We start from the raw sequence: 22112 nt of genomic DNA, 5'->3' as shown, positions 1-22112 counted from the left end.
TCACGGTTACCCCTCCCTCGTCGGACTTCCCGATCCCCCCAGATCCCCTCCCGGAAGTTCCGACGCACCATACGACCCCCGACCCCGCCGGACGGTTGCACAGAGATGCGAGGCTTTATCGTTCCGTTACCCGAGGTGCCGGCAAAACACGACAGACGTAGCGTTTCAGTCATGAGCGAACCTTCCTTCCAGGACGACGTGATCAACGAGCTGGGCGAGGACAAGCTGACCGAGATCGCGGGTCTGCTCGGCACCGACGCCACGGGCGCGCGCGACACGATCGCCACCACCGTCGGCGCGATGACCGGTGACCTCCAGCAGAAGGCCGACGCGGACGACGACGACGGCCACGAGGTCCGCCAGGCCTTCGCCGAGGTGACCGAGCCCCCGCTCCAGGGCGTGGCCACCTTGGGCGGGGGCCTGTTGAGCGGCGGCATGATGGCCGGCGTGCTGGCCAAGGTGAGCAAGCCCGTCGCCGCGGCCGTCTCCAAGAAGACCGGCATCCCCGCCCCCACCGTCGCCCGGGTGATCGAGCTGCTGATCCCCGTGCTGCTGGCCGTCTTCGCCAAGCGCGCGGCGGGCAAGGGCGCGGGCTCTCCCCAGGCCTCGGGCGCCCCGACACCGGGCGCGGCCCCGGGCGCGGCCCCGGGCGCGGCCCCGGGCGGCGGCGGCCTCGGCGACCTGCTGGGCCAGATCCTCGGCGGCGGCAAGAAGTAACGTTCCCGCCGCCTCACCCGAACGGCGTACCCGGGACGCACGGGTGCGGCGCGGAGCCGGAAACCCCCGTTCCCCAGCTCCGCGCCGCGCCGTATCCTCGGACGCCATGGACACGTCCGGCACGCAGGTAGTACTCCGCCCTCCGGGACCCGGCGACCTGGGCTGGATCGTGCAGCGCCACGGCGCCCTCTACGCCGCCGAGTACGGCTGGAACAGCGAGTTCGAGGGGCTGGTCGCGCGGATCGTCGCGGACTTCGCCCAGGACCACGACCCCTACCTCGAACGCGTCTGGATCGCCGAGTCGGACGGCCGCCCGGTGGGCTCGGTCATGTGCGTGCGCGATCCGGCCCCCGGCACCGCCCGGCTCCGCCTGCTCCTGGTGGACCCGGCGGGCCGCGGCCGCGGGACCGGCGCGCTGCTGGTGGACACGGTGATCGCCTTCGCCCGCTCGGTCGGCTACCGCGAGCTGGTGCTGTGGACCAACGACGTCCTGACCGGCGCCCGTTCCCTCTACCAGCGCGCCGGGTTCACTCTGGTCGCCGAGCGCGAGCACCGTTCGTACGGCGTCACCCTGACCGGACAGGACTGGCGGCTGCCGCTCCAGGAAGGCCCGCCGCGCTGAGCGGTGCGGGCGCGCCGCGGACCGTGCGGGAGGCCGTACGGGCGCCCCGCGCCGGGGCCAGCGAGGTGGCCGCGACCCCGCCGACCAGCAGCGCCGCGGCCAGCCAGCGCAGGGGGGAGATCCCCTCGCCCAGCACCAGCGCCGCCGAGGACATCCCGAAGACCGGCACCAGCAGCGAGAACGGCGCCACCGACGAGGCCGGGTAGCGGCGCAGCAGGTAGCCCCAGGCCCCGAAGCCGAAGACGGTGGACACCCAGGCGACGTAGCCGATGACGGCCGCCCCGGACCAGTCCAGCGCGCGCAGCGCGGCGAGGTCCCGCTCGGGCCCCTCCACCAGCAGCGAGAGGCCGAACAGGGGCAGCACCGGCACCGCGCACACCCACACCATGAAGTTCAGCGCGTCGGGCGGGGCGGCCTTGCGCGTCAGCACGTTGGACACCCCCCAGCACGCGGCGGCCGCGACCACCAGCAGGAAGGCGGTGACGGGCGCCGAGGTTCCGCGGTCCACGGCGGCGACGGCGATGCCCGCGAGCGCGACGCCCATCCCGGCCAGCCGGATCCACCCGGGCCGCTCGCGCAGCACGACGGCGGCGAGGACGGCGGTGAAGACGGCCTGCACCTGGAGCACCAGCGAGGACAGCCCGGCCGGCATCCCGGCGGCCATGCCGGTGAAGAGGAGCCCGAACTTCGCGATGCCCAGGGCCACCCCGACCCCCAGGACCCACTTCCAGGCGACCTTGGGGCGGCCCACGAAGAACACCGCGGGCACGGCCGCGACGAGGAAGCGCAGGGCGGACAGCAGCAGCGGCGGGAAGTGGTCGAGGCCGATCTGGATGACGACGAAGTTGAAGCCCCAGACGGCGGCCACGAGGACGGCCAGGGCGGTGTGTACGGGACGCATGAGAAGAGCATCGGCGCTGGGACCATGTAGCACCAGCGATGATCTCTTCCCCGTTGGATGAAGCAGCGCTTACGCTTCGAGCATGCTCGACCTGTCCCGGCTCCGCGCCCTGCACGCCGTCTCCGTCCACGGTTCCGTCGCGGGCGCGGCGGCCGCCCTCGGCTACACCCCTTCCGCCGTCTCCCAGCAGATCGCCAAGCTGGAACGGGAGACCCGCACCACGCTCCTGGAGCGCCGCGGCCGCGGTGTCGCGCTCACCGAGGAGGCCCGCCACCTGGCCTCCACCGCCCAGGAGTTGCTGGGGATCGTGGAGCGGGCCGAGACCACCCTGGAGGAGCGGCGGGGGCGGCCCAGCGGGCTGCTGCGGGTGGCCGCCTTCGCCTCCGCCGCGCGCGGACTGCTGCCCGGGGTGCTGGCCGAACTCGCCGACCGCCACCCGGCCCTGGAGGTCCGCCTCACCGAGGTCGACCCGCACCTCTCGGTGGACCTGGTGACCCGGGGCGTCACCGACCTGGCGGTGGCCCACGACTGGGACATCGCGCCGCTGCCGGTGCCCGAGGGGGTCGAGCAGGCGGTGATCGGCGACGACCTCTGCGACCTGCTGGTGCCCGCGGGCCACCCCTTCACCGCCCGGTCCGTGGTGCGGCGCGCGGACCTCGGCGGGGAGCGCTGGATCTGCCAGCCGCCGGGCCGGGTCTGCCACGACTGGCTGGTGCGCACCCTGCGCGCGGTGGGCGCCGAGCCGAACGTCGTGCACGTCGCCGAGGAGAACCACACCCTGGTCGCCCTGGTCGCGGCGGGCCTGGGGGTCGCGGTGGTGCCGCGCCTGGGCACCGGCCCGCTGCCGCCGGGCGCCGTGGCCGTCCCGCTGCGCCCGACGCCCGTGCGCAGGGTGCACGCCCTGTGGCGGGCCGGGGCCGCCCGGCGGCCGGCCATCACGGAGGCCGTCCGCACCCTCCAGGGACACTGGGGCACCACGTCCGGGGGACCCGGCGAGTGTCCTTAGCCGCCGCGGGGGCGCGCGGCGTTAGCGTGCCCGGGTGCCCAACCACGCGTCCCGCCGCTCCCTGTTGTCCGCCGCCGCCGTGGCCGCCGTAGCCGTCACCGCGGCCGCGGCCGCGCTCCCCCGCCGGGCGCAGGGCGCCCCGCGGGGCCGCGGGCCCGCGCCCGGGGAGCTGGTCGCCCGACTGCTGGCCGGGATGACCCTGGAGGAGAAGGTCGGGCAGCTCTTCGTCAGCCGGGTCTACGGGCATTCCGCGACCGCGCCCGATCCGGCCGACGCGGACACCTTCGAGACCGAGCTGGGGGTGCGCAGCGCGGCCGAGCTGATCGCCCGTTACCACCTGGGCGGGATCATCTACTTCGGCTGGGCGAACAACATCCGCTCCCCGCGCCAGGTCGCCGAGCTGTCGAACGAACTCCAGCGCGCCGCCGGCGCCGACGGGGACGGCATCCCGCTGCTGCTCTCCACCGACCAGGAGCACGGGGCCGTCAACCGGGTCGGGAAGCCCGCCACCCAGCTGCCGGGGGCGATGGCCCTGGGCGCGGCCACGGGCGCGGGCGCCGCGGCCGCGGCCGAGGGAGCCCGGCGGGCCGCGCGGATCGCGGGCACCGAACTGGCCGCGATGGGCGTCCGCCAGGACTACGCCCCGGTGGCCGACGTGAATGTGAACCCGGCCAATCCGGTGATCGGCGTACGGTCCTTCGGCTCGGCTCCGGAGGCGGTCGCGGCGCTGGTCGCGGCCCAGGTGGGCGGCTATCAGGGCGCCGGGGTGGCCGCCACCGTCAAGCACTTCCCCGGGCACGGGGACACCGACACCGACAGCCACGTCGGGCTGCCGGTGATGCGGCACACCCGCGCCGAGTGGGAGGAGTTGGACGAGCCGCCGTTCCGCGCGGCCGTCGAGGCGGGCGTGGACGCGGTGATGACCGCGCACATCGTCTTCGCCGCGCTCGACCCCTCCGGGGACCCGGCGACCCTCTCGCACCCCATCGTCACGGGCATCCTGCGCGAACGCCTCGGCTTCACGGGGCTGGTGATCACCGACTCGCTGGGGATGGCCGGGGTCCGGCAGAAGTACGGGGACGACCGGGTGCCGGTCCTCGCCCTGAAGGCGGGGTGCGACCAGTTGCTGAACCCGCCGGACCTGGGACTCGCCCACCGCAGCGTGCTGGCGGCGGTGCGCTCGGGCGAGCTGACCGAGGCCCGGATCGATGAATCGGTCCTGCGGATCCTGCGGCTCAAGGAACGGCGGGGGCTGTTGGCGAACCCCTTCGTGGACCCCGCGCGGCTCGCGACGGCGGTGGGCGTCCCGGAGCACCTCGCCGAGGCCGACCGGATCGCGGCCACCACGACCACCCTGCTGGCCAACACCCAGGGGCTGCTCCCGCTGGATCCGGTGCGCTACCCGAAGCTGCTGGTCACCGGCGCCGATCCGGCCTCGCCCACCGGCACCGGCGGACCCCCGACGATCGTCCTCGCGCGCGAGCTGGGCGCGCTCGGCTTCACGACGACCGCGACGGCGCCCGAGCGGGCGGTGGCCGCGGCTCCCGACCACGACGTGGTGCTGGTGTGCACCCACAACGTCCCGGAGGGCGCCGCGAGCGCCCCCTACGCCCTGGTGCGGGACCTGGTGGCGGCGGGCGCCCGGGTGGTGACCTTGGCGCTGCGCAATCCGTACGACCCGGCCCGGCTGCCGCCGGTCGCCGCCGCGCTGGCGACGTACTCCTGGGGCGAGGGGGAACTGCGGGCCGCCGCGCGGGTGGTCGCGGGCGCGCACCGGCCCACGGGTCGGCTCCCGGTGCCGGTGCCGGGGCGCTGGCCGCTGGGGCACGGGCTGACGTACTGACGCGAACGCCCCCGCGGGCCGAGGGGCCCGCGGGGGCGCAGCGGTCACCGGAGCCGGCGGCTCACCGGGTCGGCACGGCTGACCTGTTCACCGGGTCACGGCCGCAGCTGCGGCTCGCGCTCCAGGTCGCGCTTGTCGAGCTGGGCGTCGGCCCGGGCGAGCGGGGCCGCCTTGTTCGGGTCGGCCTGCACGGCGGCGGGGGCGACCCCGGCCCACTGCAGGATCTTCGCGGTGGCGAGCTTGCTCTCGCCCTCCTGGAGCTTGGCCACGTTGGCACCGTGGTTGGCCCCGGGGGCGATCATCACGTAGCTGTCGCGGACCCCGTACCCGAGGCGGAAGGGCTCGGCGCCCCACGGGTCGTTCTGCCCGTACACGAACAGCATCTGCTGGGCGTTGTTGCGCACCCAGTTGTCCACGTCGGCCATGACGCCGGGCTGGAAGGTCATGGGGATGTCGCGGGGCACGAAGTTACGCGGGGGCTGGTAGCCGTAGCGGCTCAGGCCGGCCAGGTGCGGCTGCTTGATGTCGGGCGAACCGAGCTGGGTGCCCGCCTGGTAGTAGTACGGGGTGTACGTCTCCAGGCCCTGGTCCGCGTAGGCGGAGAAGCCGGAGATCGCGTCGACCGTGTCCCAGATCTGCTGGTCGGTGGCGGTCGCGGCGGTCGGGACGCCCGCGCAGTCGGCCAGCAGGCTGTACTGCCAGAAGGCCCAGGTGTAGTCGAGGACGACGGCCTCGTAGGCCTTGTCGATGTTGCCGACGGTGGTGAAGGTCCAGCCGTTCTCGACGGCGGCGGCCGCGTACTTGGCCTCCAGCGGCACGCGGCGCACCAGCGCCTCGCGCTGCACCGCGTTCAGCTTGTCGCGGCACTCCTTGGTGCCGACCTTGGTGAAGAACCGGTCGTAGGCCGAGTCCTCCTTGTTGACGACGTCGTTGGGGGCGACGTAGGCGACGACCCCGTCCATGTCGTGGGAGTAGAAGCGCTCGTAGTACGTCGCCGTCATGCCGCCCTTGCTGCCGCCCGTGGCCAGCCAGTTCTTGGTGTAGATCTTCTTGAGGGCGGTGAAGATGCGGTGCTGGTCGCTGGCGGCCTGCCAGATGTCCAGGTTCGACCAGTTGGCCGGGTCGGGGCGGGACGGGGTGAAGAATCGGTACTCCAGCGACACCTGGTTGCCGTCGACGATGGTCGTCGGCTCGCTGCGGCGCGGATTGGTGTTGACGTTGTACCCGGAGGTGAAGAAGACCGTGGGCCGGGACGTGTCCTTGTGCAGCAGGGTCAGCCGCTGCTTGAAGGTGCCCCTCCACGGCTGCCGGTGATCGACGGGCTGCTCGTAGTTCAATACGAAGAACCGGTAGCCGGTGTAGGGCTTCTCCTCGATGAGGGTCATCCCCGGAATCGCGAGGATCCGGTCCTTGATGTCCGTGGCGGCGGTCGGCCCGGCGGCGGTGGCCGCTTGTGCCGTCACGCCCGCCGCGCCCATGGTGCCGATCAGCACCACGAACGACAACAGCCATCTGAGCGCCTTGTGCATTCTCACCCTCCCCTTGAGTTCACTGCGGTACCGGTGAACCTAGCGGGATCAACGCACGCTCGAACAGGGGGCGTTGGGCCTCGCTCTCAGCACAGGATCCAGCCGGAGCCGACCGCTTCCGAGCCCACCTGCCCCTTTACATACACGCAGCGGCTCACGGCCGGCACGGTGACGGGCCCGGCGAAGCGGGTGAAACGCCCCTCGTCACGGACCGGCACCCCGCCCCGCGGCTGCACGCTCACCGACATCCACGTCCGCGCCCCCGGGCGCGCGGGCACGGTCACCGCGCACACCTGGGCATGGGACTTGTACACGCGGACCTCGCCCGCGGCGAAGTCCACGGTCCGGGCCAGCTGGCCCGGACAGCCGCCGGTCGCCGCCTGCGCGGGCGGCGCCGCCAACAGCGCGCCGGACGCGAGGAGCAGCCCCGCCGAGAACACCCCCGCACCCCTGGCCGACCGGCCCGCCCCACCCCTCAACCCGAACACGCTTCCCCCTGTCGGTCGTCCGTACGACGTACGCGTCCGTACGACGCACGGACCCCCCGGAAGGTTGCAGGCGGCAACCACGTCCGAGGGGTCCGGTGCGCGGGGGTGGGGCGGCCCGCCGCCGCGGGGTCAGGCCGCGGCGCGCTCGTCCTCGCCGACGAAGGTCCGCCACAGGCGGGCGTAGCGGCCGTCCCGGGCCAGGAGTTCGGCGTGCGTGCCGTCCTCGACGACCCGGCCGTGGTCCATCACCACGACCCGGTCGGCGCGCGCGGCGGTGGTCAGCCGGTGGGCCACCACCAGCGTGGTGCGCTTGCCCGCGAGGCGGTCGGTGGCCTGGTTGACCAGCCCTTCGGTGGCCAGGTCGAGGGCCGCGGTGGCCTCGTCGAGGAGCAGGACGTCCGGGTCGACGAGCTCCGCGCGGGCCAGGGCGATCAGCTGGCGCTGGCCCGCGGAGAGGTTGCGGCCGCGCTCGGCGACGGCGTGCAGGTAGCCGCCGTCCAGCGTCGCGATCATGTCGTGCGCCCCGACCGCGCGGGCGGCGCCCTCCACTTCGGCGTCGCTCGCGTCGGGCCGCCCGTAGGCGATGGCGTCGCGCACGGTCCCCGGGAAGAGGTACGGCTCCTGGGGGACGACGCCGAGGCGGTGGCGGTAACCCGTCAGGTCCCACTCGCGCAGGTCCACCCCGTCGGCGGTGATCCGGCCGGCGGTCGGATCGTAGAACCGGGCCACCATCTTGACCAGCGTGGACTTGCCGGCCCCCGTCTCGCCGACGAAGGCGACGGTCTGCCCGGCGGGGATGCGCAGGTCGATCCCGCCCAGCGCCGGCTCCTTCACCCCGCGCTCCTCGGCGGTGCCGTACTCGAAGCGGACCCCCTCGAAGGCGATCTCGCCGCGCAGTTCGGGGACCGGGCGGGGCTCGGCCGGCCGCGGGGTGCTGGTGGGCTCCCGCAGCAGGCCCTGGATCCGGCCGAGCGAGACGGTCGCCTGCTGGTAGCCGTCGAAGACCTGGGAGAGCTGCTGCACGGGGGCGAAGAACAGGTCGATGTAGAGGAGGTACGCGACCAGCGCGCCGGTGGTGAGCGTGCCGGCCTCCACCCGTCCGGCGCCGACGATCAGCACGGCGGCCGCGGCCCCCGAGGACAGGAGCTGGACGAAGGGGAAGTAGACCGAGATCAGCCACTGGCCGCGGACGCGGGCCTGGCGGTAGGAGTCGCTGCGCTCCCCGAAGCGGACGGATCCGCTGGCCTGGCGGCGGAACGCCTGGACGATGCGCAGCCCGGCCACCGACTCCTGGAGGTCGGCGTTGACCAGGCCGACCCGGTCGCGGGCGAGCTCGTACGCGGCCACGGACCGGCGACGGAAGACGATCGTGGCGATGACCAGCAGGGGCAGGGTGGCGAAGACGATCAGAGCCAGCTCGACGTCGAGGACGAGCAGGGCGATCAGGATGCCGAAGAAGGTGAGGACGGAGACGACCGCGGTGACCAGCCCGGTCTGCAGGAAGCTGGACAGGGCGTCGACGTCGGTGGTCATCCGGGTCATGATCTTGCCGGTCAGCTCGCGCTCGTAGTAGTCGAGGCCGAGGCGCTGGAGCTGGGCGAATATCTTCACGCGCAGGGCGTAGAGCACGCGCTCGCCGGTGCGGCCGGTCATCCGGGTCTCGGCGAACTGCGCGGCCCACTGGGCCAGGACGACGCCGAGCGCGAGGAGGGACGCCGCCCAGACGGCGCCCAGCGCGGCGGCTTCGACGCCCTTGTCGATGCCGTGCCGGATCAGGATCGGCAGCAGCAGCCCGGAGCCCGCGTCGAGGGCGACGAGGCCCAGGGATATCGCGAGCGGCGCCCAGAAGCCGCGCAGCAGGCGGCGCAGGTTGTAGCTGTCCTCGCTGGAGGCGGCGCGGGCCTCGTCCACCGCCGGGGTGTCGTCGGCGGGCGGCAGCGCGGCCACCTGCGCGAGCAGTTCGGGGGTGGCGGGCATCCCGGCGGGGGCGGTGGTCTTCTCGTCCGCCCGCTCCTGGCGCTGCCAGAGCTCGGGGGTGATGCCGCCGGCCACCCGGCGCTTGGCGTTGACGGGCTCGGAGTCGATCTCGGCTTCGAGCTCGATGTCCCGCTCGATGTCCCGATCGATGTCCCGCTCGAACTCCTCCATCACGGGCGCCTCGGGCGTCCGGGGGGAGCCCGCGCCCAGCGCGTCCGGATCGGTGAGCAGACGCCGGTAGAGGGCGGAGCGGCGCTCCAGCTCCTCGTGCGTACCGATGTCGGAGAGCCGCCCGTGGTCCAGGACGGCGATCCGGTCGGCGAGCGCGAGCGTGGAGCGGCGGTGCGCGATGAGCAGGGTGGTGCGGCCGGCCATGACGGCCCGCAGCGCTTCGTGGATCTCGTGCTCGACCCGGGCGTCGACGGCGGAGGTCGCGTCGTCGAGGAGCAGCAGCCGGGGGTCGGTGAGGATGGCGCGGGCGAGCGCGATGCGCTGGCGCTGGCCGCCGGAGAGCGTCAGGCCCTGCTCGCCGACCTTGGTGTCGAAGCCGGCGGGGAGGGCCTCGATGAACCCTTCGGCCTGGGCGGCGCGGGCGGCGGCCAGCACCTGTTCCTCGGTGGCGTCGGGGTGCCCGTAGGCGATGTTCGCGCGGATGGTGTCGGAGAAGAGGAACGAGTCCTCGGGGACCAGGCCGATCGCGTCGCGCAGCGAGTCGAAGGTCAGCTCGCGCACATCGTGCCCGCCGACCCGGACGGTGCCGTGGTCGGTGTCGTAGAAGCGCGGCAGGAGCAGGGAGACGGTCGACTTGCCGCTGCCGGAGGCGCCGACGAGGGCGACGGTCTCGCCTTCGGCGATCGAGAGGCCGAAACCGTCGAGCACCGGGCGCTCGGGGTCGTAGCCGAAGCGCACGTCCTCGAACTCGACGGTGGCGGGCGCGTCGGTGGGCAGGGCGTGCGTGCCGTCCTGGATCACCGGCTCGGTGTCGATGAGCTCGAAGACCCGCTCCGCACCGGCGCGGGCCTGCTGGCCGACGGTGAGGATCATGGCGAGCATCCGGACGGGGCCGACGAGCTGGGCGAGGTAGGTGGAGAAGGCCACGAAGGTGCCGAGGGTGACCTGGCCCTTGGTGGCCATCCAGCCGCCGAGGGCCAGCATCGCGACCTGCCCGAGGGCGGGTACGGCCTGCAGGGCGGGGGTGTAGCGGGAGTTCAGCCGGATGCTGCGCATCCGTCCGGCGAAGAGGCGGCGGCCGGCGGCGCGGAGCTTGCCGGTCTCCTGCTCCTCCTGGCCGAAGCCCTTGACGACGCGGACGCCGGTGACGGCCCCGTCGACGACGGAGGCGACGGCGGCCGCCTGGCTCTGGGCGTACCAGGTGGCGGGGAAGAGCTTCTTGCGGCTGCGCTTGGCGATGAACCAGAGGGCGGGGGCCATGAGCAGCGCGACGAGGGTCAGCAGCGGCGAGAGCCACAGCATGATCGCGAGGGATATGCCGAAGAGCAGGAAGTTGCCGATGGTCATGGGCAACATGAAGAGCAGCCCTTGGATCAGCTGGAGGTCGCTGGTCGCCCGCCCGATGACCTGCCCGGTGGAGAGCTCGTCCTGGCGGCGCCCGTCGAGGCGGCCGATGGTGTCGTACATGTCGGTGCGCAGGTCGTGCTGCACGTCGAGGGCGAGCCGCCCGCCGTAGTACCTGCGTATGTAGGTCAGCACGTACACGATCAGGGCCGCGCCTATGAGCATCCCGGCCCAGGGCCCCATGGGCTTGCTCTTGTCCCCGATGACGTCGTCGAGGATCACCTTGGTGACGAGCGGTACGAGCGCCATGACGGCCATGCCGCCGAGCGAGGAGCCGAGGGCGAGCAGCACGTTGGCCTTGTACCGCCAGGTGTACCGGGCCAGCCGCCGGCCCCAGCCCTGGTCCTGTTCCTCCGCCGCCGCCACGTGGTGCCTCCCCGTCCGTCCTGCCTGTCCTGCCGCAAGCCCCAACGCCGCGACCGGCGGATTTCATCCCGTCGCAACAATCGAACGCGTTTGCCCGACGGGGCGCACGGCGGGCGGGGCCGGGCGTGGGAGCGGCGAGGGGGCCTGCGGTCAGACGGTGCCGGGAGGGGCGATCCAGCGGGCGGGCTGGCCGGTCACGCGCGCGATGGTGTCGAAGTCCTTGTCGTAGTGCAGCAGCGTGAGACCGGTGAGTTCGGCCGTGGCGGCGACGAGCAGGTCGACGGGGCCCGCACTGCGGTGCTCGCCCCGGTCGGTGAGCAGCCGCTGCACCGCGCGAGCCCGGAGGTAGACCCGCTCGGGCATGGGCGTCCAGTTGAAGAGTTCACCGAGCAGCGCCTCCTTCTCCAGCCGGTCGGCGAGCGAGCGGGCGGAGAAGAGCAGCTCCAGCTCCGTGACCTCGCAGACGCCGATCACGCCCACGGCGAGGTGCTCCAGCCAGTTCTTGCGGACGTCCTCGTTCGTCACGATGCGCACGACGGCGGAGGTGTCGATGAGGTGGGTCACCGGGCTCATCGTCGGTAGTCGGCCTTGTTCAGGAGTGGCTCGAAGTCGCCGCGCTCGCCCATCTCGACGAGCCGCTCCAGCGCCTTCAGCCGCTTGTTGCGCCGCGCCACCTCTTGGAGGGCCGCGTTGACCGTGTCCTTCTTCGACTTGGTGCCCAGTATCGAAGCGGCCTCGGCGAGGGCCTCGTCATCGACTTCCATGTAGAGGTTCGACATATATGCCTCCTATGCTGGTTCCATATCAAGCATAGGAGGCCGGCCCGGGTCGGGCAACGCTCACACGTGCGTCGGGGCGAACATCTTCAAGGTGGCCGGGAGGACCAGGACCGAGGGGCCCGGGGTGGAGAGGGACTTCGCGAGGTCCGCGCGCAGGGAGTCCGGGGTGGTCGTCGCCGCCGGGACGCCGAAGGACTCGGCCAGGGCGACGAAGTCGGGGCGGGTGAGCTCCGTACCCGTGGTGCGGCCGTCGAAGGACTGGCTCATGTACTCGCGCAGGATGCCGTAGCCGCCGTCGTCGACGATCAGCCAGGTCACGTCCAGGTCGTACTGGCGGGCCGTGGCCAGTTCCGCCAGGGAGTACATCGCCCCGCCGTCGCCCGAGACGGCCAGGACCGGGGTGTCCGGCTCGGCCGCGCAGGCCCCCAGGGCGGCCGGGAAGGCGTAGCCGAGGCCGCCCGCGCCCTGGGCCGAGTGCATCGTGTTGGGGTGCTTCGGGTCGAAGGCGGACCAGGCCCAGTAGGCCAGGATCGTCATGTCCCAGAAGGACGGCGAGCGCGCCGGCAGGGCGGCCCTGATCGAGGCCAGCAGGGACTGCTCCAGGGCGACGTCCTGGGTGGACAGCCGCTCCGCGATGGCGGCCAGCACCGAGCGGACGCGCTCGGGAGCCGACGGGTCCGGACGCTCGGACACCGTCTCCAGCAGTGCCTGGAGCGCGAGCCGTGCGTCCGCGTGGATGCCGAGCCCCGCGTGGTTGGACTCCAGCTTGCCGAGGTCCGCGTCGATCTGGACGACCCGGCCCTCCGGGAAGAACGTGTGGTAGTTCGAGGAGAGTTCCCCGAGGCCCGACCCGACCACCAGCAGGACGTCGGCGTCCTCCAGGAAGTCCGTCATGTGGCGGTCCTCCAGCCAGGACTGGAGGGAGAGCGGGTGGGTCCAGGGGAAGGCGCCCTTGCCGCCGAAGGTGGTGACGACCGGCGCGTTCAGCCGCTCGGCCAGCTCCCGCAGCTTCCTCGCGGCGTCGGAGCGGACCACCCCGCCGCCCGCGATGATCACCGGCCGTTCGGCGCGCTCCAGCCAGTGCGCGGCCAGCGCGGTCAGCTCCGGGCGCGGGGCGAGGTCGTGCGGGGTCGCGTCCACGCCCGTGACCTGCGGAACGATGGTCTCCGCGCGCAGCACGTCCTCCGGGATCTCCACCCAGACCGGGCCGTGCGGAGCGGTCAGCGCCGACTCCCAGGCCGCGGCGATCACGGAGGGGATCTGGGACGGGGTGCGGGCCTCGTGCACCGACTTGACCACGTCCCGGAAGGACGCCGCCTGGTCCCGCAGCTCGTGCAGGTGGCCGCGCCGCCCGCCGCCCAGGCCCGCGCTCGGCACCTGGGAGGCGATGGCCACCACCGGGGCGGAGGCGGCGGCCGCCTCCGCCAGGGCGGGCAGGGCCGTCAGCGCGCCCGGCCCGGTGGACAGCAGCAGCGGGACCGCCTCGCCCGTGAGGCGGCCGTACGCGTCGGCCGCGAAGGCCGCGTTGTTCTCCACCCGCAGGCCGATCAGCCGCAGGTCGGAGCGGCCCAGCGCGTCGAAGGTGGCGAGCGCGTGCTGCCCCGGCAGGCCGAAGACGGTGGTCGCGCCGAGCGAGCGCAGCGTCTCCACGACCAGGTCCCCGCCGGTCCGGCCCGGCGGCGGCGCGAGTGCGGCCGCCTTCTGGGCTTCGGTGGGGCGGAGTACCAGGTCGTGGTCGTGCGTCACGGTGCTTACTTGCCCTTCGCCTGCGCGATCTGACGGCTCATGATCGTGGTCAGCTCGTACGCGGTGTGCGAGGCCGCGACCGAGGTGATCTCCGCGTGATCGTACGCCGGGGCCACCTCGACCACGTCGGCGGAAACCAGGTTGCAGGACGACAGGCCGCGGATGATCTCCAGCAGCTCGCGGGAGGTCATGCCGCCCGCCTCGGGGGTGCCGGTGCCGGGCGCGTGGGCCGGGTCCAGCACGTCGATGTCGATCGAGATGTACAGCGGGCGGTCGCCGATGCGCTGGCGCAGCTGGTCGGCGACCTCGTCGGCGCCGCGGCGGTAGACGTCGGCCGAGGTCACGATGCCGAAGCCCATCTTGGCGTCGTCGTCCAGGTCCTGCTTGCCGTAGAGCGGGCCGCGGGTGCCGACGTGCGAGAGCGCCTCGGTGTCGAGGATGCCCTCCTCGACGGCCCGGCGGAAGGGCGTGCCGTGGGTGTACTCGGCGCCGAAGTACGTGTCCCAGGTGTCCAGGTGCGCGTCGAAGTGCAGCAGCGCCACCGGACCGTGCTTCTTGGCCACCGAGCGCAGCAGCGGCAGCGCGATGGTGTGGTCGCCGCCGAGGGTCATCAGGCGGGAGCCGCCCGCGATCAGCTCGTCGGCCGCGGCCTCGATCGTGTCGACGGCCTCGTTGATGTTGAAGGGGTTCGCCGCGATGTCACCGGCGTCGGCGACCTGCGCGAGGGCGAAGGGGGAGGCGTCCTGCGCCGGGTTGTACGGGCGCAGCAGACGCGAGGCCTCGCGGATGGCGTTGCCGCCGAAGCGGGCGCCGGGGCGGTAGGAGACACCGGAGTCGAAGGGCACGCCGACCACGGCGACGTCCGCCTTGCCGCCGACCTCGTCGAGGCGGGGCAGTCGGGCGAAGGTCGCGGGACCCGCGTAGCGCGGGATGCGGGAGGAGTCGACGGGGCCGCGCGGCTGCGTGCTCATGGGGGGTGCCCTTCCTGGAGGTCCTGCGAGTGCGGTGCTTCGAGCGTAAACGGACACCCCGGGCGCGCGGAGTGTACGTTCCCTCCATCGAGCATCCCCGATGTGTACGGAGTGTCCATGGAAGCCCCGCCCACTCCGCCGGTCCCGCTCGGCGCACTGCTGCCGGAGCGGGAGCTGGGGCTGCGCCACCTCGCCGGGCCCGCCGGGGCCGAGGTGCACGGGGTGCACGCCTCCGAGATGAGCGACCCCTCGCCGTACCTGCTGGGCGGCGAGCTGCTGCTCACCGCGGGCGCCGCGCTGGAGGACCCCGACGCGTACGTCGCCCGGCTCGCCCGCGCCGGCACGGCGGCCCTCGGCTTCGGCGTGACCCCGGTGCACGCGACCGTGCCCCCGGAGCTGGTGGCGGCCTGCGACCGGCACGGGCTGCCGCTGCTGGAGGTGCCCGCCGGGACGCCGTTCACGGCGGTCGCCCGCGCCGTGTGGCGGCTGATGGCGCGGGCCCGCACCCGGGAGCTGAGCCGGATCACCGAGGCCCAGCAGGCGCTGGCCGCCGCCGCGGCCCGGCCCGATCCGGTACCGGCCGTACTGTCCCGGCTGGCCGGCGTCCTGGACGGACACGCCGTACTGGTGACCGCGGACGGGGTCCGGGAGGCGGCGGGCCGCCCCGCGCCCGCGGGGGTGCTCGCGGCCCTGACCGCGCTGGCCGCCCGCGTCGCGGGCAACGGCCCCGGGGTCGGCGGTCCCGCCGCGGCGACCGCGACCGACACCCACGAGGGGCTGCACCTCTCGGCGCACGCCCTGGGCCGCCCGGGGGCGGCGCCCGGGGGCGCACCCGTGCCCGTGCTGGCGCTGGCCGCGCCCGGCCGGGCGCCCGGGGACCACACCATCGCCTCCGTGGCCGCCGTGCTGCTGACGCTGCTGACCGCGCACCGCCCGCCGGGCCCGGAGACGGCCGCCCTGACCCGGCTGCTGCTCGACGGGGATCCGGTCGGGGCGCTGGGCCCGGGGCCCTGGTACGCCGTCCACGCGCGCGGCGCCGGCGATCCGCGGGCCCTGGCGGCCGCGCTGGGCACCGTACTGCTGGACCCGCGGGAGGACGGCCCGCGCCTGCTCACCGACCGGGACCCGACCCCCCAGCCCGGCTGGCGGCTCGGGGTCGCCCCGCCCGCCGGACCCGCGGAGCTGCGCGGCGCCGGAGCCCGGGCGCGACGGGCCTTGGAGCGCGCCGAGGCGGCCCGCGTCCCCCTGGCCCGGCACGCCCCCGGCGGCATCGCGGCCCTGCTCGACCCGGCGGAGGCCCGCGCGTACGCCGAGGCGCTTCTGGCCCCGCTGAACCCGGCGCAGGCACGGACGCTGCGCGCGTGGCTGGCCCACCACGGCAGCTGGGACCGCAGCGCGGCCGCCCTCGGCGTCCACCGCAACACCGTGCGCCAGCGCGTCGCCCGTTGCGCGGCCCTGCTGGCGCTCGACCTGGACGATCCGGACACCCGGATGGAGCTGTGGTTCGCGCTGCGGCACGCCGGGGTGGAGGACTGAGGCGACCGGGGCCACGCTGGTGACATGAGCCGACCGGACAGTTCACCCGAACCGCAGGAGCCGCAGGGGTCGAAGGGGCCGCGGGGATGGGGCCCCCGAGACCCCGGGAGCGAGCCGCTCCGCGGCTATCCGTACCCGCCGCCCCCGCCCCCGCCCCGCAGGCGCCGCCGCTGGCCGTGGGTGCTGCTCGGCCTGTTCCTGCTGCTGGTCGGAGGCTGCGCGGCACTCTTCGCCGTCTTCGTCGGCGAGGTGCAGAAGGAGGCCGGACGGCCCGCCCGGGTCACCTACGCGGCGACCGGCAAGGCCACGGACGTGACCATCACCTACTCGACCTGGCACGACGGCAGCGCCTCCACCAGCCAGGTGGGCGGCCAGAGCCTGCCGTGGACGAAGGTGCTCACCACGAAGGGCTTCGCCAAGGGCGGCTCGCTCGTCGTGACGCTGGGCGCCCAGGGCGGCGCCGCCACCTGCTCGGTCACGGTCGACGACGACCCGCCGATCACGGCGAGCGCGATGGGCCCCTTCGCCTCGGCCGTCTGCAACGGCTTCTGAGCGCTCCCCCCGGACAGGGGCCGCCGGCGTGCCCGGCCTCACTCTGGACAGAGGGAACAACTCACCGGTAACTTAGTCTGAGCAAGCGCTTAGCCATAGGCGGCGGACCGCCGCGACCGAAGGGAGCCGGCCGTGCGCCGTACCGTTTTCAACGAGGACCACGAGGCGTTCCGCGAGACGATCCGCGCCTTCATCGAGGCCGAGGTCGTTCCGGTCTACGACGAGTGGTTCCAGGCGGGCCAGGCGCCGCGCGACTTCTACTACAAGCTCGGCGAGCTGGGCGTCTTCGGCATCAACGTGCCCGAGGAGTTCGGCGGCGCCGGCCTGGACACGCACAAGTTCGAGGCCGTCCTCTACGAAGAGACCTCCCGCGCGGGCGTGAACTTCGGCGGCTCCGGCGTGCACGTGCTGCTCGCCCTCCCCTACATCAAGATGCTCGCCACCGACGAGCAGAAGAAGCGCTACCTGCCGAAGTTCGTCTCCGGCGAGGAGATGTGGGCCCTCGCGATGACCGAGCCGGGCACCGGTTCCGACGTCGCGGGCATGAAGACCACCGCGAAGCTCTCCGAGGACGGCACGCACTACGTCCTCAACGGCTCCAAGACCTTCATCACCGGTGGCGTCCACGCCGACCGCGTGATCGTCTGCGCCCGCACCTCCTCCCCGCGCGAGGACGACCGCCGCTTCGGCATCTCCCTCTTCGCCGTGGACACCAAGTCCGAGGGCTACTCCATCGGCCGCAAGCTCGACAAGCTGGGCCTGCGCACCTCCGACACCGCCGAGCTGGCGTTCGTCGACGTGAAGGTGCCGGTCGAGGACCTGATGGGCGAGGAGAACAAGGGCTTCTACTACCTCGGCGCCAACCTGCCCTCCGAGCGCTGGGGCATCGCCTTCGGCGCGTACGCCCAGGCCAAGGCCGCCGTCCGGTTCGCGCAGCAGTACGTCACGGACCGCACCGTCTTCGGCAAGCCGGTCGCCCACTTCCAGAACACCAAGTTCGAACTGGCCTCCTGCCAGGCCGAGGTGGACGCCGCCGAGGCCGTCGCCGACCGCGCGCTGGAAGCCCTGGACGCCGGTGAGCTGACCGCCGCCGAGGCCGCGTCCGCGAAGCTCTTCTGCACCGAGGTCGCGCACCGCGTCATCGACAAGTGCCTCCAGCTGCACGGCGGCTACGGCTACATGAACGAGTACCCGATCGCCCGCCTGTACGCCGACAACCGCGTGAACCGCATCTACGGCGGCACCAGCGAGGTCATGAAGTCCATCATCGCCAAGTCCATGGGCCTGTGAGCCAGTAGCCACCCGGCACTTACGCTTACCGACCATGAACGAGGCACTGACGACGCTCCTCGACCTGCTCGACCTGGAGCAGATCGAGGAGAACATCTTCCGCGGTACCAGCCGTTCGGCGCTGGTACCGCGCGTCTTCGGCGGTCAGGTCGCGGCCCAGGCACTGGTCGCGGCCGGCCGCACGGTGCCCGATGACCGCAGCGCGCACTCGCTGCACTCGTACTTCCTGCGCGCCGGTGACCCCGGCGCGCCGATCGTCTACTCCGTCGACCGGATCCGCGACGGGCGCTCCTTCACCACGCGCCGCGTCGTCGCCGTCCAGCACGGACAGCCGATCTTCCACCTCTCGGCGTCCTTCCAGACGCCCGAGGAGGGCCTGGACCACCAGGCCGCGATGCCGGACGCGCCCGATCCGGAGACCTTGGAGACGGCCGCCGAGGCCCTGCCCCGCTACCGGGACGTCTTCCGCGACCCGGGCACGGTGGAGCGGCTGATCGACGCGCGGGCAGCGGTGGACCTGCGGTACGCGACGACCCCGCCGTGGGGCAGCGTCGGCGAGCCGGTCGAGCCGCGCACACAGGTCTGGTTCCGCACCGCGGGCAAGCTGGAGAGCGACGACCCGCTCCTGCACACCTGCCTGGCCACCTACGTCTCGGACATGACCCTGCTCGACTCCGTCCTGCTCGCGCACGGGCGCGGCGGCTGGGCGGTCGGTGACGTCGTGGGCGCCTCGCTGGACCACGCGATGTGGTTCCACCGGCCGTTCCGCGCGGACGAGTGGCTGCTGTACGACCAGGAGTCCCCCTCGGCCGCCGCCGGGCGGGGCCTGGGGCAGGCCAGGATCTGGACCCGGGACGGGCGGCTCGCCGTCACCGTCATCCAGGAGGGCGTGGTGCGCGTCCCGCGCGCGTAGCCGGGGCGGCGGACGTACCGTCGCCTCATGTCGAGCAACCCGGACGACGCCGGCAGCGGCGGTGACGAGAGCGTCGCCACCGTCCTCGTCGCCGTGGTCACCAACCTCGGGATCGCGGCGGCCAAGGCGGTCGGCGGGATCGTCAGCGGATCCAGCGCGATGCTCTCCGAAGCGGCCCACTCGGTGGCCGACACCGTGACCGAGGTGCTGTTGCTGGCCTCGCTCAAGCGCAGCGCCAAGCCCGCGGACGAGGCGCATCCGCTCGGCTACGGGCCGGAGCGTTACATCTGGGCGCTGCTGGCCTCGATCGCCACCTTCGTGGGCGGCGCGGTCTTCGCGGTGTACGACGGGATCCACACCCTGGTGCACGGCGAGGACCCGGGCGACCCGACCCTCTCCTACCTCATCCTCGCCGTGGCCTTCCTCCTGGAGGGCTACTCGCTGCTGGTCGCCTGGCGCCAGGTCAAGGGCGAGGCGGCCCGGATGCGGGCGCCCCTGGGCCTGTACGTGAAGCACACCCCGGACACGGCGGTGAAGGCGGTCCTGCTGGAGAACGTGGCCGCCCTGATCGGCCTCGCCCTGGCCGCGGGCGGGCTGCTGGGCGCGCAGCTGACCGGCTCGGGGGCGTACGACGGGATCGCCTCGCTGCTGATCGGGCTGCTGCTGGTGGGGGTGGCGTGGGAGCTGGGCCGCTCGAACGCGCAGTACCTGATCGGGCGCCCGCTGCCGCCGCGGATGCGGGCCGGGGTCCGCGAGGAGCTGCTGTCCGTGCCGCACATCGAGGCGGTGCTGGAACTGACCACGCTGGTGCAGGGCCCGGACGAGGTGCTGATCGCCGCGAAGATCGACTTCCACGACCTGGCGGCCGCCTGGCAGGTCGAGCGCGCCTGCGAGGAGGCCGAGGCACAACTCCGCGAGCGCTACCCGTCGATCCGCCGCGTCTACCTGGACCCCACCCCGCGCCGCCCGGGCCCACCGCCCGGCCCCTGACCCGCGTCAGCCGCCACCCTCGGCCCACACGACCTTGCCGACCCCGCCGCGGCGCGCGCACCGCCCCCCGGCCCCGCCCGTCCCCCTCCCCCACCCCCTCACCACGAGCACGGGCGCGGACCCGGCGTCCGACACCTCCACCCGCAGGAGCCCGTCGTACCGGGCGAGCCGCACCGTGCGGGGCCCGTGCGTGCCGCACGGCGTGGCTCGGACAGCAGCGGCTCCGCCGTCCCGGTGGGGTCCGCGCCGACCTTCGTCGCCCGGAAGCGGTGCCATGACGCCACCTCGGCGCCGCCGGTTCACGCTCGGCGGGAAGCCGGTGCTGCTGGCGACCTCCTACCTCGACGCCGCCCTCGCGGCCGGTACGCCCAGCACCGAACCGGATTCCGGACCCGGCGGGATCCACACCCGGCTCGCCGAACTCGGCCGCGGGCCGGCCCGCTTCCGCGAGGAGGTCCGCTCGCGGATGCCCTCGTCCGAGGAGGCCGACGGCCTCGGCCTGGCGGCCGGTACGCCGGTGATCCTGATCAGCCGGACCGCCTTCGCGGCCGACGGCGGGGTCGACCAGATGGTCCTCGACGCCGCCGCCTACGTCCTGGAGTACGCCTTCGACGCCTCGTGAAGCCGAGGCCCCGCCGGAGGCGGGCCGGCGCCCCAGTCCGCCCCACCACCACCAGCCCCGCCGGCGTTCGAGGCCCTGCCGAAGGCAGGGGTTACGACGACAGGCCCCACCACCACCAGCCCCGCCGGCGTTTGAGGCGCCGCCGGAGGCAGGGGTTACGACGACAGGCCCCACCACCACCAGCCCCGCCGGCGTTTGAGGCGCCGCCGGAGGCAGGGTTACGACGACAGGCCCGCCGCGGCCAGGAGGTACGCCACCAGCGGGTCGTAGTGCCGCGGGTCGCGCACGTGGTCGTCCAGGGGGACCGCCACCTGGAGGGTGCCCTCGGCCTCGCCGAGGAAGAGCGCCGGGTCGTTGCAGTCGGCGTAGCCCACCGCGTCCAGGCCGCGCTGGGCCGCGCAGCCGGCCCAGCCGTGGTCGGCGACGACCAGGTCGGGCTGCGGCCGCCCCTCGGCCGCCAGGGCGTCCAGGATCGCGGCCATCGGGTTCGGGGAATGGGTGTGCCACAGGGTGGCCCCCCGCTCCAGCACGGCCACGTCGGCGAACTGCCACACCGAGCCCTCGTCGGCCGTCAGCCCGGCCGGGATCACCACGATCTCGCAGCCGGCCGCCCGCAGGGCCGCCGCCGTGGCGCGGTGCACGTCGAGCAGCCCGCCCGGGTGCCCGGTCGCGAACAGCACCCGCTGCTGGTCCAGGGCGGCCTTGCGCAGCCGCGCCGCCATCCGGTCGAGCGCGTCGAGGGTCAGTTCGGGGTCGATGGTGTCCTGGCCGTGCAGCTGCGCCGGGTCGTCGACGACCCCGCAGCGCTCGGCCATCACCGCGAGGACGTCCTGCTCGTCCGTCCAGCGGTCGCCCAGCTCCAGGCCCAGCCAGTAGTGGCGGTCGCCGTTGGCGAGCTTGCGGTAGTGGGAGAGGTTGTTCTCGCGCGGCGTGGCGACCTGCCCGGCGATCCGGGTGCGGACCAGGTGATCGATGAGCTCGGCGCGGCTGGGTACGGGCGTCTCTATCGGCATGGGCCCCATTCTGCCGCCGGGGGCCCGGACGCGTCCGTTCCGTCCCGTCCACCGGAACAGTGCGGCCCAGGCGCTCACCCCGACAGCGCCCCGAACGCCCCGTGCGCCACCCGCCGCAGCAGCGACTCGGTGGCCTCGCGGCCCAGCGGCCCCAGGTGCGGGGTCGAGTTCAGCAGGCCGAAGACGGCGTGGACGCAGATCCGCACCTCCGCCTGCGGCACCAGCGGGTGCAGCTCGCGCACGACCTCCACCCACAGCTCGACGTACTGCCGCTGGAGCTGGCGCACGAGCTTGCGGTCGGTGTCCCGCAGCCGGTCGAGCTCGCGGTCGTGGACGGTGATCAGCGCGCGGTCGTCGAGGGCGAAGTCGATGTGCCCGTCGATCAGCGAGGCCAGCACGGACGCGGGGTCCCCGGCGGCCTCCGCGACCCGGTGGCGGCCGCCGGTCAGCAGCCGTTCGCTGATCCCGACGAGCAGCTCGGCGAGCATCGCCTCCTTGCCCGCGAAGTGTCGGTACAGGCCGGGGCCGCTGATGCCGACCGCGGCCCCTATCTCGTCCACGCCGACACCGTGGAACCCGCGCTCGGCGAAGAGACGAGCGGCCTCGTTGAGGATCTGCTCGCGACGGGTGGGGGCGGCCGCTCTGGTGCTCATGGGAATCCATTCTAGACAGGGCC

At 73.7% G+C, this 22112-nt stretch carries 19 protein-coding genes and 1 pseudogene; 10 read left to right on the top strand and 10 right to left on the bottom strand.

The features are described from left to right. Window positions 1-171 precede the first annotated feature (171 nt). Both ACZ4UB_RS21955 and ACZ4UB_RS21950 read left to right on the top strand, forming a co-directional pair. Window positions 172-717 carry a DUF937 domain-containing protein gene (locus ACZ4UB_RS21955; protein ID WP_468072382.1) on the top strand — a complete coding sequence of 182 codons (546 nt, stop codon included), beginning with the start codon at window positions 172-174 and terminating at the stop codon, window positions 715-717. A 127-nt stretch (window positions 718-844) separates the two neighbouring features. Further along, window positions 845-1339 (top strand): annotated as a pseudogene (locus ACZ4UB_RS21950) (GNAT family N-acetyltransferase); the annotation flags it as partial. Here ACZ4UB_RS21950 and ACZ4UB_RS21945 read toward each other — a convergent pair. Next, on the bottom strand, window positions 1284-2240 hold the full coding sequence (locus tag ACZ4UB_RS21945) for an EamA family transporter (RefSeq protein WP_468072380.1): 957 nt from the start codon (window positions 2238-2240) through the stop codon (window positions 1284-1286). The pseudogene ACZ4UB_RS21950 and the gene ACZ4UB_RS21945 sit on opposite strands and share 56 nt — an antisense overlap. Window positions 2241-2322: 82 nt before the next feature. On the opposite strand from ACZ4UB_RS21945, the gene ACZ4UB_RS21940 reads away from it, so the two are divergent. After that, the gene (locus ACZ4UB_RS21940) at window positions 2323-3246 is read left to right on the top strand and encodes a LysR family transcriptional regulator (RefSeq protein WP_468072378.1); all 924 of its coding nucleotides are present in this window, start codon (window positions 2323-2325) and stop codon (window positions 3244-3246) included. A 34-nt stretch (window positions 3247-3280) separates the two neighbouring features. Then, window positions 3281-5089: a glycoside hydrolase family 3 protein gene (locus ACZ4UB_RS21935; protein ID WP_468072376.1), complete on the top strand. Its 1809-nt coding sequence runs from the start codon at window positions 3281-3283 to the stop codon at window positions 5087-5089. 95 nt (window positions 5090-5184) lie between these two features. Here the strand turns inward: ACZ4UB_RS21935 and ACZ4UB_RS21930 are convergent, their stop codons facing one another. The 7 genes from ACZ4UB_RS21930 to speB form a co-directional block, all read right to left on the bottom strand. Next, on the bottom strand, window positions 5185-6618 hold the full coding sequence (locus ACZ4UB_RS21930) for an aminopeptidase (RefSeq protein WP_468072374.1): 1434 nt from the start codon (window positions 6616-6618) through the stop codon (window positions 5185-5187). Between the two features lie 86 nt (window positions 6619-6704). Further along, complete coding sequence (locus ACZ4UB_RS21925; protein ID WP_468072372.1) at window positions 6705-7058, bottom strand: hypothetical protein; 354 nt, start codon at window positions 7056-7058, stop codon at window positions 6705-6707. Window positions 7059-7235: 177 nt separating this feature from the next. After that, a complete protein-coding gene (locus tag ACZ4UB_RS21920) occupies window positions 7236-11024 on the bottom strand; it encodes an ABC transporter ATP-binding protein (RefSeq protein ID WP_468072370.1) in 3789 nt (1262 codons plus the stop codon). A 150-nt stretch (window positions 11025-11174) separates the two neighbouring features. Beyond that, complete coding sequence (locus ACZ4UB_RS21915; protein WP_468072368.1) at window positions 11175-11597, bottom strand: PIN domain-containing protein; 423 nt, start codon at window positions 11595-11597, stop codon at window positions 11175-11177. After that, on the bottom strand, window positions 11594-11803 hold the full coding sequence (locus ACZ4UB_RS21910; protein ID WP_385772723.1) for a type II toxin-antitoxin system VapB family antitoxin: 210 nt from the start codon (window positions 11801-11803) through the stop codon (window positions 11594-11596). Before ACZ4UB_RS21910 ends, ACZ4UB_RS21915 begins: the two co-directional genes overlap by 4 nt. Window positions 11804-11863: 60 nt before the next feature. Then, entirely contained in the window at window positions 11864-13549 is a 1686-nt protein-coding gene (locus tag ACZ4UB_RS21905) for a thiamine pyrophosphate-binding protein (protein ID WP_468072366.1), read from the bottom strand. Window positions 13550-13554: 5 nt separating this feature from the next. Then, the gene (gene speB / locus ACZ4UB_RS21900) at window positions 13555-14520 is read right to left on the bottom strand and encodes an agmatinase (RefSeq protein ID WP_354382462.1); all 966 of its coding nucleotides are present in this window, start codon (window positions 14518-14520) and stop codon (window positions 13555-13557) included. Window positions 14521-14637: 117 nt separating this feature from the next. On the opposite strand from speB, the gene ACZ4UB_RS21895 reads away from it, so the two are divergent. The 6 genes from ACZ4UB_RS21895 to ACZ4UB_RS21870 all read left to right on the top strand — a co-directional run bounded on the left by ACZ4UB_RS21895 (window position 14638) and on the right by ACZ4UB_RS21870 (window position 20423). Beyond that, window positions 14638-16056, top strand: coding sequence for a PucR family transcriptional regulator (locus ACZ4UB_RS21895; protein WP_468072364.1), 1419 nt, complete (start codon window positions 14638-14640; stop codon window positions 16054-16056). Between the two features lie 24 nt (window positions 16057-16080). After that, a complete protein-coding gene (locus tag ACZ4UB_RS21890) occupies window positions 16081-16608 on the top strand; it encodes a hypothetical protein (protein WP_468072362.1) in 528 nt (175 codons plus the stop codon). 132 nt (window positions 16609-16740) lie between these two features. Then, window positions 16741-17898, top strand: a complete 1158-nt coding sequence (locus ACZ4UB_RS21885; RefSeq protein ID WP_354382465.1) for an acyl-CoA dehydrogenase family protein — start codon at window positions 16741-16743, stop codon at window positions 17896-17898. A gap of 34 nt (window positions 17899-17932) precedes the next feature. Continuing rightward, window positions 17933-18811, top strand: coding sequence for an acyl-CoA thioesterase II (gene tesB / locus ACZ4UB_RS21880; protein WP_467960416.1), 879 nt, complete (start codon window positions 17933-17935; stop codon window positions 18809-18811). Window positions 18812-18838: 27 nt separating this feature from the next. Beyond that, a complete protein-coding gene (locus tag ACZ4UB_RS21875; protein WP_468072360.1) occupies window positions 18839-19801 on the top strand; it encodes a cation diffusion facilitator family transporter in 963 nt (320 codons plus the stop codon). 274 nt (window positions 19802-20075) lie between these two features. Beyond that, window positions 20076-20423, top strand: coding sequence for a UTRA domain-containing protein (locus tag ACZ4UB_RS21870; RefSeq protein WP_468072358.1), 348 nt, complete (start codon window positions 20076-20078; stop codon window positions 20421-20423). A gap of 218 nt (window positions 20424-20641) precedes the next feature. On the opposite strand, the gene ACZ4UB_RS21865 is transcribed toward ACZ4UB_RS21870, so the two are convergent. Both ACZ4UB_RS21865 and ACZ4UB_RS21860 read right to left on the bottom strand, forming a co-directional pair. Beyond that, window positions 20642-21445, bottom strand: a complete 804-nt coding sequence (locus ACZ4UB_RS21865; RefSeq protein ID WP_468072357.1) for a phosphatase — start codon at window positions 21443-21445, stop codon at window positions 20642-20644. A 65-nt stretch (window positions 21446-21510) separates the two neighbouring features. Further along, window positions 21511-22089, bottom strand: coding sequence for an SACE_7040 family transcriptional regulator (locus ACZ4UB_RS21860; RefSeq protein ID WP_354382471.1), 579 nt, complete (start codon window positions 22087-22089; stop codon window positions 21511-21513). Window positions 22090-22112: the final 23 nt, after the last annotated feature.

The organism is Streptomyces sp. NPDC028419 (genome assembly GCF_055565515.1).
The sequence above is the reverse complement of the archived record's forward strand: the minus strand, read 5'-3'. Positions and strand labels throughout refer to the sequence as shown.

Coding starts and splice junctions, on each gene's coding strand:
- ACZ4UB_RS21890 (WP_468072362.1), top strand. CDS start 16,081: ATGAGCCGACCGGACAGTTCACCCGAACCGCAGGAGCCGCAGGGGTCG.
- ACZ4UB_RS21875 (WP_468072360.1), top strand. CDS start 18,839: ATGTCGAGCAACCCGGACGACGCCGGCAGCGGCGGTGACGAGAGCGTC.
- ACZ4UB_RS21865 (WP_468072357.1), bottom strand. CDS start 21,445: ATGGGGCCCATGCCGATAGAGACGCCCGTACCCAGCCGCGCCGAGCTC.
- tesB (WP_467960416.1), top strand. CDS start 17,933: ATGAACGAGGCACTGACGACGCTCCTCGACCTGCTCGACCTGGAGCAG.
- ACZ4UB_RS21915 (WP_468072368.1), bottom strand. CDS start 11,597: ATGAGCCCGGTGACCCACCTCATCGACACCTCCGCCGTCGTGCGCATC.
- ACZ4UB_RS21895 (WP_468072364.1), top strand. CDS start 14,638: ATGGAAGCCCCGCCCACTCCGCCGGTCCCGCTCGGCGCACTGCTGCCG.
- ACZ4UB_RS21940 (WP_468072378.1), top strand. CDS start 2,323: ATGCTCGACCTGTCCCGGCTCCGCGCCCTGCACGCCGTCTCCGTCCAC.
- ACZ4UB_RS21930 (WP_468072374.1), bottom strand. CDS start 6,618: ATGCACAAGGCGCTCAGATGGCTGTTGTCGTTCGTGGTGCTGATCGGC.
- ACZ4UB_RS21860 (WP_354382471.1), bottom strand. CDS start 22,089: ATGAGCACCAGAGCGGCCGCCCCCACCCGTCGCGAGCAGATCCTCAAC.
- ACZ4UB_RS21870 (WP_468072358.1), top strand. CDS start 20,076: ATGACGCCACCTCGGCGCCGCCGGTTCACGCTCGGCGGGAAGCCGGTG.
- ACZ4UB_RS21910 (WP_385772723.1), bottom strand. CDS start 11,803: ATGTCGAACCTCTACATGGAAGTCGATGACGAGGCCCTCGCCGAGGCC.
- ACZ4UB_RS21945 (WP_468072380.1), bottom strand. CDS start 2,240: ATGCGTCCCGTACACACCGCCCTGGCCGTCCTCGTGGCCGCCGTCTGG.
- ACZ4UB_RS21955 (WP_468072382.1), top strand. CDS start 172: ATGAGCGAACCTTCCTTCCAGGACGACGTGATCAACGAGCTGGGCGAG.
- speB (WP_354382462.1), bottom strand. CDS start 14,520: ATGAGCACGCAGCCGCGCGGCCCCGTCGACTCCTCCCGCATCCCGCGC.